Raw genomic sequence first — 17708 nt, 5'->3', positions numbered from 1 at the left:
GCTGGCTTCGGCACAGAAGGGAGAATCGCCATGAGCATGAAGACGATGGACGACCTACTGATCGAGCAGCTCAGCGAGTTGCACGCTGCGGAGCAACATGATATCGAGGTGCTGACGAGGCTGGCCGATGCGGCGTGGGATGCCGATCTTGCTGGGGCCTTCCAGGCCCATGCGGATCAGACCATCAAGCACGTCACCCGGCTCGATCAAGTGTTTACCCAACTCGGTGCCAAGCCGGCCATAGCCCGCCGGGCAGAGACACATGGCATGCGAGGCCTGTGTGCCGACTGCCTGGAGTTGGCCAACACCAAGTGGAGCGAACGCCGCGTGCGCGACGCGGCTCTCATCGCCGCCGCCCAGCACATCGAGCACGACGAGATTGCCGGGTACGGCTGTGCCCACGCCTGGGCCTCCCAGTTGGGGCACGAGCGCGTCGCGGACTTGCTGCAGACGACCCTCTCCGAGGAGCAGGCCGCCGATGCGGAATTCTCGCGACTGGCCGAACGTATCAACAAGGCTGCCCCTGTCGCGGCGCATGCCTGAAGCAAACTCCGTATCGTGCCGCCCGACCATTCTGACAGGCGGCACGGGCAGGGAGGGAGAGCCCCGGTACGTTCAGCGACGTGTCCGGGGTTTTTGGCTTCTTACGAGGAAGAGATGGCCATGCAACACGTCTTTACCATCAACTCTGGCGATCTGGCTATGCGGCGCGCGGCATCTCGCCTGTTCGGCGAACTCCAGCAGCGTTTTGGGGCCATCGAATCGTGCCATGTCGACATCACGAATCAGACCGACGACGAGGCTTGGATGGCGACGCTCTACCTGGCGACGCCGTCGGGTGTGCATCGTATCGAGCGGTCGAGCACCTCGCAAGACGTAGCCCTGCGGGCGGCCTTCGTGGCGGCACGCGGATGTCTTGAACACGAGCGGCACCGGTGCACTCGGATCACAATCAGATCAGCATGATTCGCAATCAAGTACGGAAGATACTTATCAAGAGCGGGCTGATTCGATCATCTCAGGCAGTCAGTTCAGCGATAGCTGGATGCGTGACCAGTTCACACGTCTCAAACCGCATGACATCTACCTCATGCAAGTGAAGCCTCATAGTGCTCAAGCCGATCGTTCGACGCAACTCGCTCAGCAGCGTCGGTGTGACAAAAGCGTCAAGGCTGCCCTGGGGCGCAGCCCAAGTATGGGCGGCTAACCACCTCTGCAGACCTGGGACAAATCGACATCGGGCCGCCTCATCGAAGTCACGGCCGAGGGGCAACACCCGCCGGTGCTCGCATTCGCCCTTACAAGCGACCACAAAGCGATCGAGTTGCTCGACGTGGCAGCATATGCCCGGCGTCCGAATACACGAGAACAGGCGGGCACTACGCCAGTCGGCTATGGCGAACCAAACGAGCGAATGCTTGGCAGCAGTCAGAGTCTCACCTTGGCCGCGCCCTACCACTGCCCACCACTCGTGACGCGTTCCCGAGCCCCGCCGGCGATCATGGCTTCGATAGCCCGATCGGCTGCGGTCTCGAGCTCGTGCTCTGCTCGCAACCAGTCACCGACCTCGTCTCCTGGGATGTTTTGACGAACACGATCTTCATAGATGAAGTACGCGCGAGCTCGTATGTGATCGTCATGCATGACCGGAAGAGGGTCGGGTGCGCGATCAATGGGCTCGGATGTATCCTCTTTCCACCCATCCCATCTCAGTGGGGGCATGGAGGGAATCCGATTCTGCAGAAGCATTGGATTAGAGATCATGGCCACGGCTAGTCTCCTTGTATTGATCACCATTTAGTTGCTACAGCAGATTGACAACGTCGAAGCTGGTGACAATCCCGATCAGGATCGGCGCTTCGTCAGCCATAACAGTGCGATGGATGCAGTGCTCAACCAAGCCTTGTGTAACGATCATGATCGATGAATGGGAACCACGCTTCATCGGTGACGCACCCCTCACACCAGTAACTCTCCTGGACGCTCGCAGGATGGCATCAATCACGCTGGAATTACCACGGCATCCGCTCTGGTTGCCAACACAAATTCCGTGCGGTTGATCGACTGCAACCATGCTGGCGACTCCGCCTGTGCCAGCCGCAAGGCACATGGCGCACGGATCTGCTACAGCATCACTGCCGCGGTTTGCCACGTGATTCTTCATCGCAGGGTTCAATACCGCCTCTGTCGAAGTCATGTCGCTACCTCTTCTTGAAAGAATGCCTCCCGGCTATTGGTGAGGACCACGCCATAGCCATGGCTCAGGATCGCCCAAGCTAGGGTCGCTTGGGCGCAAGATGCTTCGTGGGATATCATCGCGCGGGCCTGAGCAAGGCTAACTGCGGCTTCCCGTACGCCCTCGATCTGACGCAAGACTCGCAGGAGCAACTCGCGGCATCGATTGTCACGCATGCCCAGAACTACGAATATGGTTCGTTCTGTCATCGCTGCTCCCTGCAGCTTTACAACCAGTCAGATCCGGTGAAGACCAAGCGAGCCTCCCGTACTACATGATGCCGTGGGGGATGCCCGTGAGCAACGGGGAAAACTCCTTGATTGGCTCCGTATGGCCCCGCTATCCCGGCTTGTTTGCAGGGACTCTGGGCATACTGTCCATTACGCATGGCCACCTCACCCAGAGGATGTTCAAGCTCAAGACCAGACGGTCCCGCCAAGTGCGTGGGTGAGGCATCTTCAGACCGTCAGCTATCTCCTGAAGCGGCTCGCCAAGCCGCAATTGAGCACGCGGTGCTCGCTGGCACGCTCGATCCGCTCATCACCATCGACGCCCACGGAACGGTGCAGTTCGCCAGCGACTCGTGCGAGCGAGTGCTGGGGTGGAAGCCGGACGATTTGGTGGGACGCAATGTCAGCGTGCTCATGCCCGAGCCCCACCGATCGGCGCACGATGGGTACTTAGCCGCGTACCGCCGTACGGGGTTCACGAACATCCTGGGGCGTCCCCGAGAACTCGAGTGCGTACGGGTTGATGGCGAGCGCATCCCCATCGAACTATCGGTATCTCGGGTCGATCCTCCGGGTGGTAGGTTACCGCTCTTTGTGGGGATCATCCGTGATATCAGCAAGCCCAAGCGACTGGAGCGGGAGCTGCGGCTGCTGAAGAACGTGGCCGTTGCAACCTCGGAGGCCAGAGACCTCCGTTCCGCACTGATGGCCACCCTTCGCGAGATTGGCGAATCGACGCGTTGGGAGCACGGCGAGGCCTGGTCACCAAACGATGGCACCGGCGAACTCGCGGGCGTGGTCACGTGGACTCGGTCGGATGTCAACCTCGACGGCTTCGTCGCAGCCATGTCAGATCCTGGCACAGAGACCAAACAACGCTTCGTTGGCCGTTGTTTGGCCGAAGGGCGGCCGCTCTGGTTCGGTGATCTGGCAGAGGATCCAGCCTTTTCCAAGAGTGAACTTGTCAAACGGTTGGGCCTCCGAGCCGCGTGTGCTGTGCCCGTGATCGAAAGCAACCGCTCGGTCGCCGTGCTGTTGTTCTTTACGCGAGAACACCGCCACGAGGATCTGCACTTACTCGAATTGGCTACAGCCGCTGTAGTACCGCTGGGAGCGTTCCTCCATCGCCAGCAGACCAACGATCAACTGGCCGAATCGCGTCGACAGCTTGAGGAGCTTGTCCAGCAGCGCACGGCCGACTTGGAGCGCAGCCGGGATCAACTCCGGATGGCCGACCGCTTAGCAGCTATCGGCACGCTCGCAGCGGGGCTCGGCCACGACATGAACAATGTGCTGCTGCCCGTCCGAGCCCACATCAATGCGCTACGCCAACCCCACACGGACGAGAAGGTCGTACTGGGCCATGTCAATGAGATTGGCGACAGTATTGGGTATCTACAGCAGTTGGCCGATGGGCTCCACTATCTCGCCATGGACCCCGACACGATCGACCATGACCAAGGCCCGACCGATCTACGCCATTGGTGGGCTCAAGTGGGCGTGCTGCTCACGAAAGCCGTGCCAAAACATGTCCAAGTCACTGCGGAGTTTGCCGACGATTGCCCGCCGGTTGCCGTGGCGCTCCACCGGCTGACCCAGGCCGTGCTGAACCTCGTGGTCAACGCTGGTGAAGCGATCGCCTCCCTGGAGCCGGGCCAGGAGCCTGCCGGGCGGATAAATCTCTCAGCGCGCCCTGAAGGATCATCTGTGCGTTTCTCGGTCACGGACAACGGCTGCGGTATGACTGAGGACGTCCAGCATCGGGCGTTCGAGATGTTCTTCACGACGAAGACTCGCGGCCTCGGCACTGGCCTCGGACTCGCGCTCGTTCACAGAGTAGCTCATGACGTCGGCGGTTCGGTGGGCGTTCGCTCTCGCCCTGGAGAAGGAACGACGGTCGAATTGCTGCTGCCAACCGCCGAAGGGCGTAAACACGGCAAGAGGCTACGAGCCGCTATCGACCTCCCCTTGGGACGATCGCGTTCGCTCGTGGCACAGTTACTCGAATCGGCGGGTGCAGAGCTGACCAAGTCTCGTAGCCCTGGAGAAGCAGATATCTGGGTCGCTCCGGCGGCAACGATCGACGCGGAAACGCTCCGCAGTTGGCGTGCCAGGCAACCCGACGCCAGGCTAGTTCTGCTAGGACGACGAGGAAGCACGAGTGGAGAGGCATTGAGGCCCGTCGCCATGGCGGGCGAAGATGACTTCGAGGCACTGCGAGCCGCTGTGATCACGGCGATGCATTAGCCAGCCGAAGCCGCGCGAAGGAGGACCACGATGGCCAACGCAGCCAGCAAGCGCAAAGGTTTGGGAACCGCCCGGCCGGCTTCAGCGGCGGCAGCTGCACGCGTGACCGGTTCTGGTGTGGGAGTGCTGTGCGTGGACGATCACAAGGTGCTCGTCGAGGGACTCAAGGCACAGTTTGCTGTCGATGGTCGTATCCATTGCGTCGGGTACCTTTCGGCGGCCGACACGCTGCTCGATGAAACCGATAGGCTCGACCCCGACGTTGTGCTGCTTGACATCGAGATGCCGGGAGCCGACGTATTCGAGATGGCTGATCGCCTGCGGCATCATCGCCCGAAACAACGCTTCGCTTTTCTCAGTGCGCATGTGCGGGACGGCTATATTTCGGCGGCGTATCGCTGCGGCGCGTGGGGTTACTTCGCCAAGAGTGACGAGCTCGAGGATATCACCACAGGGCTCGTGGAGATCGCTCGCAGCCGAGAGTCGGCGTTCGTCATGGGCCCAAAAGTGAGCTCGCGGTGTCTCACAACCGGCGGCAACGCACACAAGACGCCCTCGCCGGCTCTCGCCCTCGACGCTCTGACGAACCGTGAGGTCGAGGTACTCCGCTTGATCGGCAAGGGCCTATCGCGCAGCGAGATCGCTGCCGAGTTGTGTCGGAGCGCCAAGACGATCGACGGCCATCAGGATCGGATCCTCAAGAAGCTCGGCGTCCATTCACGGGCAGAACTGATGCGGCTGGCCATCCGAGAAGGCTTGGCCGAGGCGTAATGGGTTCAGATAGGCTAGGTATGAGCGTGCCACTCACAGAGCCGAATGGCTGTCCTGAAACCACCGAGAACGGTGCGAGAGCGGTTTTCACCGCGCGAGGTCTTTCGAAGACGTACCGCGTGGGCGACGTGACCGTCCATGCGCTGCGCGGGGTGGATTTCGACCTCTTCGCTGGCGAATTGGTGGTGCTGCTTGGTCCCAGTGGCAGCGGCAAGTCGACTCTGCTGAACATCCTGGGCGGGCTCGATACCCCCAGCACTGGATCGCTGGATTACCTCGGCACGAGTTTCACCAAAGCCGACGACGCCCGGCTGACACGCTATCGTCGCGAGCATGTGGGCTTCATCTTCCAGTTCTATAACCTCATTCCGAGCCTGACCGCGCGCGAGAACGTAGCCCTCATCACCGACATCGCGCCCGGTGCCATGCGGCCCGAGGAAGCCCTGGCACTCGTCGGCCTGGGCCAGCGCATGGACCACTTCCCCAGCCAACTCTCCGGCGGTGAGCAGCAACGCGTGGCTATCGCCCGCGCCATAGCCAAGCGTCCGCAAATACTACTGTGCGACGAGCCCACCGGCGCCCTCGACGCCAAGACCGGCGTGGTGGTGCTCGAAGCTATTGAGCGGGTAAACCGCGAGGTCGGCACCGCAACGGTCGTCATCACGCACAATGCGATCATCGCGAGCATGGGTGATCGCGTAGTGTCGCTCTCTGGCGGCCAGGTTGCGAGTACGCACGTCAACGAGCATCGGGCGGTCGCACGGGAGCTCACCTGGTGAGGGCTCTCCATCGCAAGCTGCTGCGAGACCTGTGGCACACGAAGGAGCAGGCCTTGGCCATCTCGGTGGTAATGGCCTGCGGCATCGCGACCTTCGTGATGGCCCTCAGCATGATGGATTCGCTGCGTGCTGCCGTCGATACATACTACCAGCGCCACCGTTTTGCCGATGTCTTCGCCCACGCCCGACGGGCCCCGGATTCGCTCGCCGGCCGATTGCGAGAGATCTCCGGCGTGATCGCTGTCGACACGCGCACCGTCAAGGGTGCGTTGCTCGACATGCCGGGCATGGATGAGCCAGCCTCGGCGCGCATGATCTCATTGCCCACGAATCAGGCATCGGCCCTCAACCTCGTCCACTTACGCAGCGGCCGCCTGCCCGAAGGACGGAACCGACGCGAAGTGCTCGTGAGCCATCGATTCGCCGAGGCGCACGGACTTCTGCCTGGGGATAGCGTTGCCGCGATTCTCGATGGTCGTAGCGAGCAATTGCGCATTGTCGGCATAGCGATGTCGCCCGAGTTCGTGTATCTCATCCCGCCAGGCGGCCTGCTCCCGCAGCACGACCGATATTGCGTCTTCTGGATGGGTCACGAGGAAATGTCGGCGGCGTTCAATATGGATGGCGCGTTCAACGACGTGCTACTACAGATCATGCCCGGCACGAGCGAGGCAACAGTGATCCAGCGTGTTGATACACTACTGGCGCGTTACGGTGGCCTGGGATCGTACGGACGGAGTGACCAACCCTCGCACCAGTTCATCACGAACGAGCTCGACGAGCTGCGAGGCATGACGCTCATCGTCCCCGTTGTGTTTCTGGTCGTGTCGGCATTCCTCCTGCACTTGGTACTCGGCCGGCTCATTAGCTTACAACGCGAACAGATCGCCGCCTTGCGGGCGTTGGGCTATACGACTTGGGAGATTGGCCGCCATTACCTGGGTTTCGCGATGCTCATCGCGCTGGTAGCTTCCATCCTTGGCCTCGCGTTGGGCGCGATGATGGGCCGGGGCCTGACAGCGTTGTACATGGATTTCATGGATTTTCCGGGTTCCATTTACATGCTACGTCCACCTGTCGCCTTGATGGCCTTGGCGATCGGGCCAGCCACCGGTGCGCTGGCAGTCACGGGAGCCCTGCGCGGAGCGATGCGGCTGTCTCCAGCAGAAGCGATGCGCCCACCCGCCCCTACCTCCTATCGACCAACGATTGTTGAGCGCGTGGGCCTGCACCGCCTGCTGCCCGTGTCGTTGCGGATGGTCGTACGGTATCTGGAACGACGCCCGATCAAGACTGCGCTGTCAGCATTCGGCGTCGCACTGGCGACTGCTATTCTGGTATTGGGTAATGCCACAGAAGACGCCGTTGATCACGTGCTCAACCTGCAATTTGATCGTGTACTACAGCGCGATGTCGACCTCGTCTTTTCCGACGAGACCGACTCCAGCGCCCTGGCAAGCGTACGCCACCTCCCCGGGGTGCTCGCCACCGAACCCTATCGCAGCGTAGGTGTGCGGTTGCGTCATGGTTCGGCCACGCGACGCACCGGTATCCTGGGGTTGGAACGCGGCGATGGCATGCACCACTTGCTGGGCCAGGACGGCCGGGAGGTTGTACTACCCGATCACGGTGTTGTCCTCTCGAAAATCCTAGCGGATTTTCTCCGTGTCAAGCCGGGCGAACAAGTCACAGTAGAAGTACTCCAAGGCCGGCGACCGGTCTTCGATACGATCGTCGCCGCAACGATCGAGGACTTCTCCGGCTTGGCTGCCTACATGCATCTGGGTGAACTTAACAGACTCATGCGCGAGCCGGGCGTCGTTGGTGGCGTGTATATACGCGTCGATGATGCCAAGCGAAGTGAATTGTACGACGAGGTGTCTCGCACCCCCCGGATCATGGCGGTGAACGTAACAGAATCCACTGAGCAGAGCTTTCGCGAAACCATCGCCAAGAACCTAGGACTCATGCGTACGTTTCTGATCGGCTTCAGCGCCGCCATTGCGATCGGCGTGATCTACAACGGCGCGCGAGTTTCGCTCTCAGAACGCGGACGTGACCTGGCCAGCTTGCGTGTACTGGGTTTTTCCCGGCTTGAGGTCGCCACGATGCAATTGGCCGAACTCACCATCATCACCGCAGTTGGGGTTCCTTTGGGGCTGGTCGGCGGCTACGCCCTCGCGTGGTTCACTGCCACGGCTACCCGATCAGAACTGGTACGCATGCCCTTCGTCATCCACTCCGATACTTTCGCAATTGCGGTCGTGATCGTCTGCATGGCGTCGTGTCTATCAGGCATTGCCATCGCGCGTCGGGTACTCCGCCTTGATCTCATGGCCGTGCTGAAGGCACGAGAGTAAACAACGTAATCCACACATGGAGACCGGGAGGCTCCGATCATGAAACGCATTGCTCGGTGGATTGTCGTCATGCTTGCCGCACTTGCTGTGGTCACCGGCCTGATCGTCACGCTTCGGCCTCAACCGGTTGCCGTCGACGCCGCGTTCGTCACGTTAGCTCCGATGATCGTGAGCGTAGACGAGGAAGGCATGACCCGCATTGGAGAGCGATACGTCATCTCCAGCCCACTCCACGGGCGGCTGCGGCGAATCACGCTCGACCCCGGTGATGCGATCGAAGCGGGGGTTACTCCAGTGGCCACCATCGAACCAATGGACCCGGCGATGCTCGACCCTCGGGCCATTGCTCAGACTGAGGCACGCGTGGAGGCTGCTGCGGCCGCTGTTCGTCGAGCAGAATCCCTACGCGAGCGTGCCCGGGCGGCATGGGATCTCGCCGAGACCGAACACGGACGCATCGCCAGCGCCGGTGAGCGCGACGCCGCTACCACTCGTGAACTTGCCCGCGCCAAGGCTGAGCTGCGCTCGACACATGAAGCCTTCCGTGCTGCGGAATTCGACGAGGATATTGCACGCTACGAGCTTGACGTCGCCCGCAGTTCATTGCTCTATGCTCGTGGCGAGACGCCCGAAGGCAACTTGGCTCGCATGCTACTGACCAGTCCCATCGATGGCGTTGTGCTCAGGGTACTGCGTGAGAGCATATCGGTCGTCGACGCTGGAGAACCGTTGCTGGAAGTCGGCGATCTAGATGACCTGGAACTCGTGATCGACGTGCTCTCAACCGATGGTGTACGCATCGACGCTGGCGATCGCGTCATGATCGAGCACTGGGGAGGAGATGAACCGCTGGCAGCGGTTGTGCGGCTGGTCGAACCGAGTGCGTTCACCCATATCTCGGCGCTGGGCATAGAGGAGCAGCGCGTCAACGTCATCGCCGATTTCGTTTCACCTCTACCGGACCGAACTGGGCTTGGCGATCAATACCGCGTTGAGGCCAAGATCATAATATGGCACCATGAGGCCGTACTAGGTGTGCCGACAACCGCCGTCTTTCGCACCGATGATAGATGGGCGGTCTACGTCATTCGCAACGGTCGTGCGTTCCTCCGCCAAGTACAAATTGGCCAACAAAACGATGAAGTGACGCAAATCCTCGCTGGCCTTGATGTTGACCAGTTAGTTGTTCGGCACTCGACAGACAACCTCGTTGATGGCACCCGCATCCGGATACGGCGCCCATGAAGATCATCCGGACACAGCGGACGGAGCTGCAGAATTCGCACAACCTGCATTTCTGCCCAGGCGTCGCTCCCACCGTTCCAGCAGCATAAATCCGACAATGGCCACCATGACCATCGCTACCAAGAACCACCATGGCGATAGCTGTGTCATGGTGTTGAGCGTCTCATTGCCAACATCACCAATCCCGAGCACGGACGATTTCACCCAGGGGTACATCTCGGTGTGAAGAGCCGCACCAAAGAGCCCCCCAGCATGCCCGGGGCGGCATGGCGCGATCCATCACCGATTGCAGCGATACCTGTTCCGGGGCAGTAAACCAAAAGGACCATTCCTACTCAGAAAATCAGGCCGCCGAGAACGCTGCCCGGAAGCGCCGCGTTCTTAACACGCAATGGAACGTCGAGCCCCAACACTCACATTCCGTAGATGCCAACAGCGACGCGTGGATAGTGCCTTTACCATTTCACAGACAATTCGTGCTGGACTGCAAGACTTGCTGCGAGTTACCGTCGCAGTCCGCCGTGTCTGATCTAGACGCCTTGAGCAGCCCGACTGCCCGCCGACTTCGGCCGTACCAACAAAAATCTTTGCACTACTTTGCGGTCGAATAGGGACTAAGTGGGACGATGGTTCAACCCGTATTGAGTAGTGCAAACGGCGCTCATGGCCTCACAAGCCAGATTCCAGAGGACACGCCTATCTCGCCAACAATTTGCAAGGCTGGCACTCTACCAGTTGAGTTACCGCCCCTGGTGGGGCCAGTGTATGCCCGTTCGTGCGGTGTCGAGGTCCGATACTGGCCTGAAATCGGCCGCGATGGCACCCCAGCGGTCGGCCCGCTTACAATGGTCTGCCCACGCCGAATTCCCGATGACAGGCCTGTACGAAGGCCGCTTTTTGACCAGGATGGAGCCCGACCTATGCCTCAGGATTACACCCCGACCGAGAAGGAACAAGCCTTTCTCGACAAGGTCGAGGACACCCAGTACAAACGTGAGATCATCAACGGGCTGGCCCCGTTCATCGGCGACAAGGTGCCCGACGACATGCGCGGGCTCTACAGCACCGAGGAGCTCGTGCAGTTGGGCGGGCTCAAGGGCACCGATCGCGACGTCGAGAAGCGGATGCCCGTCAAGATCACGCGGCACTTCTTCGAACTCGCCAAGACCAGCCCGGCCATCCAGCGGCTGGTGAAGGCCAGCCCCGACGAGACCACCGACCTGGCCGGCTCAGAAGACCCCGGCAACCAGATGGACTACAGCCCGGTTGAGGGGCTGCTGCACAAGTACGAGATGGGGCTGATGTACGTCGTCTCGACGTGCTCGGCGCACTGCCGCTTCTGCTATCGCGAGGAGTTGATCGCCCGCAAGGAGGTCGCCCGCCAGGACGGCACGGTGGCCAAGAAGGGGCTGGCCAAAATCCCCGAGATCACGGCGTACATCCGCGACTTCAACGCCAAGGTGGCCGCCAACGGTGGCGTGCACCCCGAGTCTGGTCGCGAGAAGCTGCGCGAGATTCTGCTCTCGGGCGGCGACCCGATGGTGCTGAACAATTCCAAGCTCGCCGCGTGGCTGGCGGCGCTGGCCGAGGCGGGGATCGAGTCGATCCGGATCGGCACGAAGGAGATGGCGTTCTACCCCAAGCGGTTCGACCCGACGTTCCTCGCGATGCTCGACGACTTCCACGAGGCGTATCCCGAGGTCGGCCTGCACATGATGGTCCACTTCGAGCATCCCGACGAGTTTCTGGCCAAGGGCGAGGACGGCGAGTATTTACGCGGCGAGCACGGCATCTACCAGTGGGTGCCCGACACCGGCGTAGCGATGCGCGGGCTGCTCGACCGCGGCTGGATCACCGTTGAGAACCAGACGCCCATCATCCGTGACATCAACGACGACCCCGACGCGATCCGCATCATGCAGCGAGAGATGAAGCGTGTGGGTGCCGACAACCACTATTTCTTTTGCGGCCGCGACATCGTGGCGTACAAGGCGTTCAACATCCCGATCGAGGAGGCTTGGCGCATCCTCAACGAGTCGCAGAAGGGCTTGTCGGGCGTCGAGAACCACGCCCGCCTGTCGATCACGCACTACAAGGGCAAGACCGAGGTGGTCGCCGTCACCAACGAGCCCATCCCGGGCCTGGCGGGCAGCGAGAACGGCGTGGTCATCTTCAAACTGCTCCGCAACGCTGGCAGCGCTCCAGAGCGTGGCAAGGTGTGCATTGTCGGCCGCAACCCCGACGCGGTGTGGTTCGACGGCTACGACGATCGGGTGCTGTTTGACGAGGCGGGGCTGTACGAATACTCGCGCGTGACCAACCCGAGCCTCGCGGCCACCTGAGCAATCCGATGATCAACAAACAGGTCTCGAGCCCGGCCGAGGCCGTGGCTGATGTCTTCGATGGTGCGACGGTGATGGTCGGCGGGTTCGGTGAGGCTGGCAGCCCGATCGAGCTGATCCACGCGCTGATCGACCAGGGCGCGACCGACCTCACGGTCGTCAGCAACAACACCGGCAGCGGCGAGGTCGGGTTGGCTGCGCTGCTCAAGGCCGGGCGGGTGTCGAAGGTGGTCTGTTCGTTTCCACGGACCGCCAACTCGACGGTGTTCCCCGAACTCTACCGCAGCGGCAAGACCACGCTCGAGCTTGTACCGCAGGGCACGCTGGCCGAACGCATCCGCGCGGGTGGGGCGGGCATCCCGGCGTTCTACACTCCTGCCGCGGTGGGCACGCCGCTGGCCGATGGGAAAGAAACGCGAGAGTTCGAGGGGCAGGAGTTCGTGCTCGAGCGCGGATTGAAGGCCGACTTCGCGTTGATCAAGGGGCGCACCGCCGATACGTATGGCAACATCGTGTACAACAAGACCGCGCGCAACTTCGGCCCGATCATGGCGATGGCGGCGAAGGTTGCGATCGTGCAAGCAGAACGCGTCGTCGAGCCTGGCGGGATTGATCCTGAGGTTGTCGTGACGCCGGGGTTGTTCGTGGAGCGCGTCGTCGCGGTGGCGAATCCCGTGCATGAATCGGAATTAGTCGCCGCCGGGGAGACGTACCCATGACCCAGACCGAGCAACTCGCCGGACGCACGCGGGAAGAGATGGCCCAACGGCTCGCGCTCGACATTCCCAATGGGTCGTATGTCAATCTTGGCATCGGCATCCCCGAACTCGTCGCGCGGTTCGTGCCCGAGGGCCGCACGCTGATTTACCACACCGAGAACGGCCTGCTGGGCATGGGTCCCTCGCCCGAAGAGGGCGCTGGCGACCCCGAACTCATCAACGCCGGCAAGCGGCACGTGACGGCCATCCCCGGGGCGGCTTACTTCCACCACGCCGACAGCTTCGCGATGATCCGCGGCGGGCATATCGACCTGTGCGTGCTGGGCGCGATGCAGGTCTCCCAGAACGGTGATCTGGCGAATTGGTCGACGGGCGAGCCCGGCGCGATCCCCGCCGTCGGCGGCGCGATGGACCTTGTGGCGGGCGTCAAGAAGGTCTACGTCATCACGCAGCATTGCACGAAGCAAGGCGAGCCCAAGCTGGTCGAGGATTGCACCTATCCGCTGACGGGCCGGCGCGTGATCGACCGCATCTACACCGATCTTGCGGTCATCGACGTGACACCCGAGGGGTTCCGGCTGGTCGAGTTGAGCCCGGGTGTTGGGTTCGGCGACGTCCAGCAGCGCACCGGTGCCCCACTGCTGCCGATCCAAGAGTGAGTGATACCCGATGAGCACGCCTTCCCAGACCACACGTAGCGCCGAACTCTACGAACGAGCCCAGAGAGTTTTGCCTGGCGGCGTCAGCCGCAACACCGTGCTGCGCGATCCGCATCCCGTGTACGCCGACCATGGTGTGGGCTGCCGGATCACCGACATCGAGGGCGTGACGCGGCTGGACTTCTCGAACAACATGGCCTCGCTCATCCACGGCCACGCGTGCCCGGCGATTGTCGAAGCGGTGACCGCGCAGCTCGCTCGTGGGTCGGCATTTACGACGGCCACCGAGGTTGAGGTGCGATACGCCGAGCATCTGGTGGGGCGGAACCCGAACTTCGAGAAGCTGCGGTTCGTGAACTCGGGCACCGAAGCGTTGATGGTGTCGCTCAAGGCGGCGCGGGCGTACACGGGGCGGCCCAAGATCGCCAAGGTCGAGGGCGCCTACCACGGCGGGTACGACTACGCCGAGGTGAGCCAGGCGCCGAATCCCGACACATGGGGCGAGATCGACCAGCCCAACAGCGTCGCCCTCGCGCACGGCACGCCCGGGTCGGCGCTCGGCGACGTGGTCATTATCCCGTTCAACGACCCCGAGCGCGCGATCGCGATCCTGAACAAGCACGCAGATGAACTTGCGTGCGTGCTGCTCGACCTGATGCCCCACCGTGTCGGGCTGCGGCCGGCGGACCCGGAATTCGTGGCGGCGATCCGCGAGTGGGCCACGAAGCACGGCTCGCTGCTCGTGCTCGACGAGGTCATCACCTTCCGCACCGAGCACGGCGGGCTGCAATCGCGATACGACATCACGCCCGACCTGACCGCCATCGGCAAGATGATCGGCGGCGGCTTTCCGGTAGGCGCGGTGGTCGGCCGCTCGGAAGTCATGGAAGTGCTCAATCCGCGCGCCAAGCGTGTGCTCTACCCGCATTCGGGCACCTTCTCGGCCAATCCTATCAGCACGACGGCCGGCCTGGTCGCGATGGAGCTGTTCGACGAGCCCGCGGTGGCTCGCCTCAACGCGTTGGCCGCTCGTGCCATGAAGGGCATCGACACAGCGGCCCGGCAAGCGGGCGTGCCGGTGTGTGTGACCGGAAGCGGTTCGATGTTCCGCGTGCATATGAAGCCACAGCCGCCGCGAAACTTCCGCGAGGCCTACCTCACGCCGGAAGAGAATTCCCGTCTCAAGGCCTTGCTCGAGTACATGTTCGACGAGGGGTTCATCCTCATCAACACGTGCTCGGCCACGCTCTCAACGCCGATGACTGAGGCCGAGATCGATGAGTTGGTTGGCGCTTTCGAGCGCGGATTCGAGAAGATGGCAGTGAGCGTCTGAATTCAGGCCCGCTCGAAAGTCGTCGCCAGCCCCTGACCAACACCCACGCAAAGCGAAGCCATGCCGTGTGTCGTGCCGGTGCGCACCATCTCGTGGAGTAGCGTGGTCGCCAGCCGAGCACCGCTGCAGCCGAGCGGGTGGCCGATGGCGATCGCTCCGCCCTTCACGTTCAGCTTCTCGCTTGGGATGTCCAATTCCCGAGCGCACGCGACCGACTGGGCCGCGAAAGCCTCGTTCAATTCGACGAGGCCGATGTCGGAGAGCGAGAGTTTGGCGCGATCGAGGGCCTTGCGGATGGCGGGCACCGGGCCGATGCCCATGTAGGCCGGATCGACGCCGACCGCGGCGCTCGGGCCCACGAATGCCAGCGGCTCGAGGCCCAACGCCTTGGCTCGGCCCTCCTCGACGAGCAAGAGCGCGGCCGCGCCGTCGTTGATGCTCGATGAGTTGCCCGCCGTCACGGTGCCCTGGTCGTCTTTGGCGAACACGGGTCGCAGCTTGGCGAGCTTCTCGAGCGTCGTGTCCGGCCGCGGGTGCTCGTCGGTGTCGAATACCATCGGCTCGCCCTTGCGCTGGGGGATCCGAATCGGCATGATCTCGTCCTTGAACAGCCCCTGCTCGTGGGCGGCGGCCCACCTCTGCTGGCTCGACAGCGCGAACGTGTCCTGATCCTCCCGGCTGATCTTGTGCTGCCGCGCGACGTTCTCGGCGGTCTCGCCCATCGCGTAGGGATGGTGGAGTTCAGAAAGCTTCGGGTTCACGAAGCGCCAGCCAATGGAGGTGTCGTGCATCTCCTGGTTGCGTGCGTAGGCCGTGTCGGGCTTGCTGAGCACGTATGGTGCCCGGCTCATCGATTCGACACCGCCGGCGATGAACACGTCGCCGTGGTCGGCCTCGATCATGCGGGCGGCGATGTTGATCGCGTCGAGCCCCGACGCGCACAGCCGGTTGATGGTGGATCCTGGAACACTCGTCGGCAGCCCCGCGAGCAATACGGCCATGCGTGCGACGTTGCGGTTGTCCTCGCCGGCTTGGTTGGCCGCGCCGAAGTAGACATCATCGATGGTGGCCGGATCGATGCCCGATTGTTTGACCACCGCCTTGATGGCGTGGGCGGCCAAGTCATCGGGTCGAACGCCAGCCAGGGCCCCGCCGAATCGGCCGACCGGGGTTCGCAGGGCACAGATAACAGCGGCGCGTCGCGGCATCGGCCATGGTAGCTGCGGAGGTCAACGGCGGGTTACCACCCCCCGATCCCCCCCACGCGCCATATTCGGACTCCCGAGCGCCCGGTCGCGGCACTCGACCGGGGACGGTCAAGACGCTGGCCGATAGGCGGGGCGAAGGGGGATCGCCGATGGGTCCGACAATAAAGGTTGCGCTTGGCTTGGCCACGCTCGCATTCAGCATGGCTGCCTGGGCCTCGCCACAAGAGGCGTTCGAGAGCGCCCACAAGGCCGAGGTCGAAGGCCGCCATCGCGAGGCCTTTGACGGCTATCTCAGGGCCTGGGCCGACCCCGCCCTGCGGCACGAGGCAGCCCGCCGCGCACGCTCGCTCGAGCGCGTCGCCAGGCTCTCATCGAACGACGACACGTCGGTGATCGAACCCATCCAGACCAAGCTGGGCCCGGGCTTCAAGACCTATCGCTCGCGTTCGTACCTCGTGCTCAGCGATGCCCCCGACGACTGGACCCGAGGCCGCATCACGTTGCTGGAGCGCGCCCGCGAGCAGTACTTCCGCGACATCGACCGCCTGGGCGTGCCCGTGCACCCCCACCCCCACCGCCTGGTGTGCGTGTTCTTCGGGCAGCACGGCGACTATCTGGACTTCGCGAAGAACCACGATGGGTTCGATGCCGGCTGGACGGCGGGCTATTACAGCATGGCCCACAACGCGATCATCGTCCACGACGACCGCACCTCGCCCAGCTTGTTCCGCGTGATGCGTGAGCTGGCCAAGTACGAGCAGCGCATCCAGGAGCTCACCGACCAAGCCAACGAGGCCAATCGCCAGGGCCAATACGAGCGGGCCCGGCTGATCCGCGATGCCGCCAACGACCTGAACGAGCACCTGGGCGAGGAACGCCGACGCATCGAGAACGAGGTGCTCCGCTTCGGCGTTGCCAAGGTACTGCACGAGGCCATCCACCTGCTGGCGTTCAACACCGGGCTCCAGGACCGCCGGTCGTCGTATCCCTTGTGGGTGAGCGAAGGTCTGGCGGCCAGCTTCGAGGCCCACAACACCGGCGGGCAGTTCGGGTTCGCGTTCGCTTACGAGCCGCGCGAGCAGGAACTCGAGAAGCTCGTGCTCAAGGATGAGCTCCCGAGCCTGGAGAAGGTGGTCGTTTTCGACGACAACACCGGGCTGCGGGCCTATACCGCCCGGCCGCTCTACGCGATGGCCTACGGGCTCTTCAAGGAACTGCACCGCACCCAGCGGGACGAGCTCGCGGCCTATTTGGGCGAGCTGGCCGATCTGCCCGCCGGGGAACAGACCCCGGCTCAGCACCTGGAACGCTTCGAGCGCCACTTCGGCGACGTGGCTTCGCTGGAGCGTCGCATCGCCCGGCGGTGGACCGCCGCCGCCCGGGAGCGCCAGAATCAGGACGAGCGGACCCGTCAAACCGCCGGGCTGTGACGCCCGCGACCCAACCCATCACCCAACAAGCACTCGATCGAGGCGGGCAACCCCTCGCCCGGACGACAGATCGCTAGACCCAGCGCATCAGACGCTGTAGTCTGTACCTGTCAGGCGTGCCCTACTTTGGCTGCCTGAGGCGGCCATGT

Annotated in this window: 15 protein-coding genes; 12 read left to right on the top strand and 3 right to left on the bottom strand. The window is 62.8% G+C overall.

The window, feature by feature from the left end:
* The first annotated feature begins 30 nt into the window (after positions 1-30).
* Together NCW75_02770 and NCW75_02765 are read left to right on the top strand one after the other, a co-directional pair.
* Positions 31-543: a DUF892 family protein gene (locus NCW75_02770; protein ID UYV13217.1), complete on the top strand. Its 513-nt coding sequence runs from the start codon at positions 31-33 to the stop codon at positions 541-543.
* 120 nt (positions 544-663) lie between these two features.
* Positions 664-966 carry a hypothetical protein gene (locus NCW75_02765; protein UYV13216.1) on the top strand — a complete coding sequence of 101 codons (303 nt, stop codon included), beginning with the start codon at positions 664-666 and terminating at the stop codon, positions 964-966.
* Between the two features lie 486 nt (positions 967-1452).
* Here NCW75_02765 and NCW75_02760 read toward each other — a convergent pair whose 3' ends face one another.
* Positions 1453-1644: a DUF2934 domain-containing protein gene (locus NCW75_02760; GenBank protein ID UYV13215.1), complete on the bottom strand. Its 192-nt coding sequence runs from the start codon at positions 1642-1644 to the stop codon at positions 1453-1455.
* Between the two features lie 160 nt (positions 1645-1804).
* Positions 1805-2197 carry a hypothetical protein gene (locus NCW75_02755; protein ID UYV13214.1) on the bottom strand — a complete coding sequence of 131 codons (393 nt, stop codon included), beginning with the start codon at positions 2195-2197 and terminating at the stop codon, positions 1805-1807.
* Positions 2198-2748: 551 nt separating this feature from the next.
* On the opposite strand from NCW75_02755, the gene NCW75_02750 reads away from it, so the two are divergent.
* The 9 genes from NCW75_02750 (at position 2749) to NCW75_02710 (ending at position 14921) form a co-directional block, all read left to right on the top strand.
* Entirely contained in the window at positions 2749-4713 is a 1965-nt protein-coding gene (locus NCW75_02750; GenBank protein UYV13213.1) for a PAS domain S-box protein, read from the top strand.
* Between the two features lie 30 nt (positions 4714-4743).
* Positions 4744-5484 (top strand): response regulator transcription factor, encoded by a 741-nt coding sequence (locus NCW75_02745; GenBank protein UYV13212.1) that lies wholly within the window; start codon positions 4744-4746, stop codon positions 5482-5484.
* Between the two features lie 20 nt (positions 5485-5504).
* Positions 5505-6263 (top strand): ABC transporter ATP-binding protein, encoded by a 759-nt coding sequence (locus tag NCW75_02740; GenBank protein ID UYV13211.1) that lies wholly within the window; start codon positions 5505-5507, stop codon positions 6261-6263.
* Between the two features lie 53 nt (positions 6264-6316).
* A complete protein-coding gene (locus tag NCW75_02735) occupies positions 6317-8623 on the top strand; it encodes an ABC transporter permease (GenBank protein UYV13210.1) in 2307 nt (768 codons plus the stop codon).
* Positions 8624-8662: 39 nt separating this feature from the next.
* Entirely contained in the window at positions 8663-9868 is a 1206-nt protein-coding gene (locus NCW75_02730) for an HlyD family efflux transporter periplasmic adaptor subunit (protein ID UYV13209.1), read from the top strand.
* A 920-nt stretch (positions 9869-10788) separates the two neighbouring features.
* Positions 10789-12210 carry a hypothetical protein gene (locus tag NCW75_02725; protein ID UYV13208.1) on the top strand — a complete coding sequence of 474 codons (1422 nt, stop codon included), beginning with the start codon at positions 10789-10791 and terminating at the stop codon, positions 12208-12210.
* Between the two features lie 8 nt (positions 12211-12218).
* On the top strand, positions 12219-12929 hold the full coding sequence (locus tag NCW75_02720; GenBank protein UYV13207.1) for a 3-oxoacid CoA-transferase subunit A: 711 nt from the start codon (positions 12219-12221) through the stop codon (positions 12927-12929).
* Entirely contained in the window at positions 12926-13588 is a 663-nt protein-coding gene (locus NCW75_02715; protein ID UYV13206.1) for a 3-oxoacid CoA-transferase subunit B, read from the top strand. Before NCW75_02720 ends, NCW75_02715 begins: the two co-directional genes overlap by 4 nt.
* A gap of 10 nt (positions 13589-13598) precedes the next feature.
* Positions 13599-14921, top strand: a complete 1323-nt coding sequence (locus NCW75_02710; protein ID UYV13205.1) for an aspartate aminotransferase family protein — start codon at positions 13599-13601, stop codon at positions 14919-14921.
* 2 nt (positions 14922-14923) lie between these two features.
* Here the strand turns inward: NCW75_02710 and NCW75_02705 are convergent, their stop codons facing one another.
* Entirely contained in the window at positions 14924-16129 is a 1206-nt protein-coding gene (locus NCW75_02705; protein ID UYV13204.1) for an acetyl-CoA C-acyltransferase, read from the bottom strand.
* Positions 16130-16329: 200 nt separating this feature from the next.
* Between NCW75_02705 and NCW75_02700 the strand changes: the two genes are divergently transcribed.
* Positions 16330-17559, top strand: a complete 1230-nt coding sequence (locus NCW75_02700; GenBank protein UYV13203.1) for a DUF1570 domain-containing protein — start codon at positions 16330-16332, stop codon at positions 17557-17559.
* Positions 17560-17708 lie beyond the last annotated feature (149 nt).

This window comes from Phycisphaera sp. (genome assembly GCA_025916675.1).
Lineage (GTDB): Bacteria > Planctomycetota > Phycisphaerae > Phycisphaerales > UBA1924 > JAHCJI01.
Note: the sequence above shows the minus strand (reverse complement) of the source record. Positions and strands in the feature narration are given on the sequence as shown.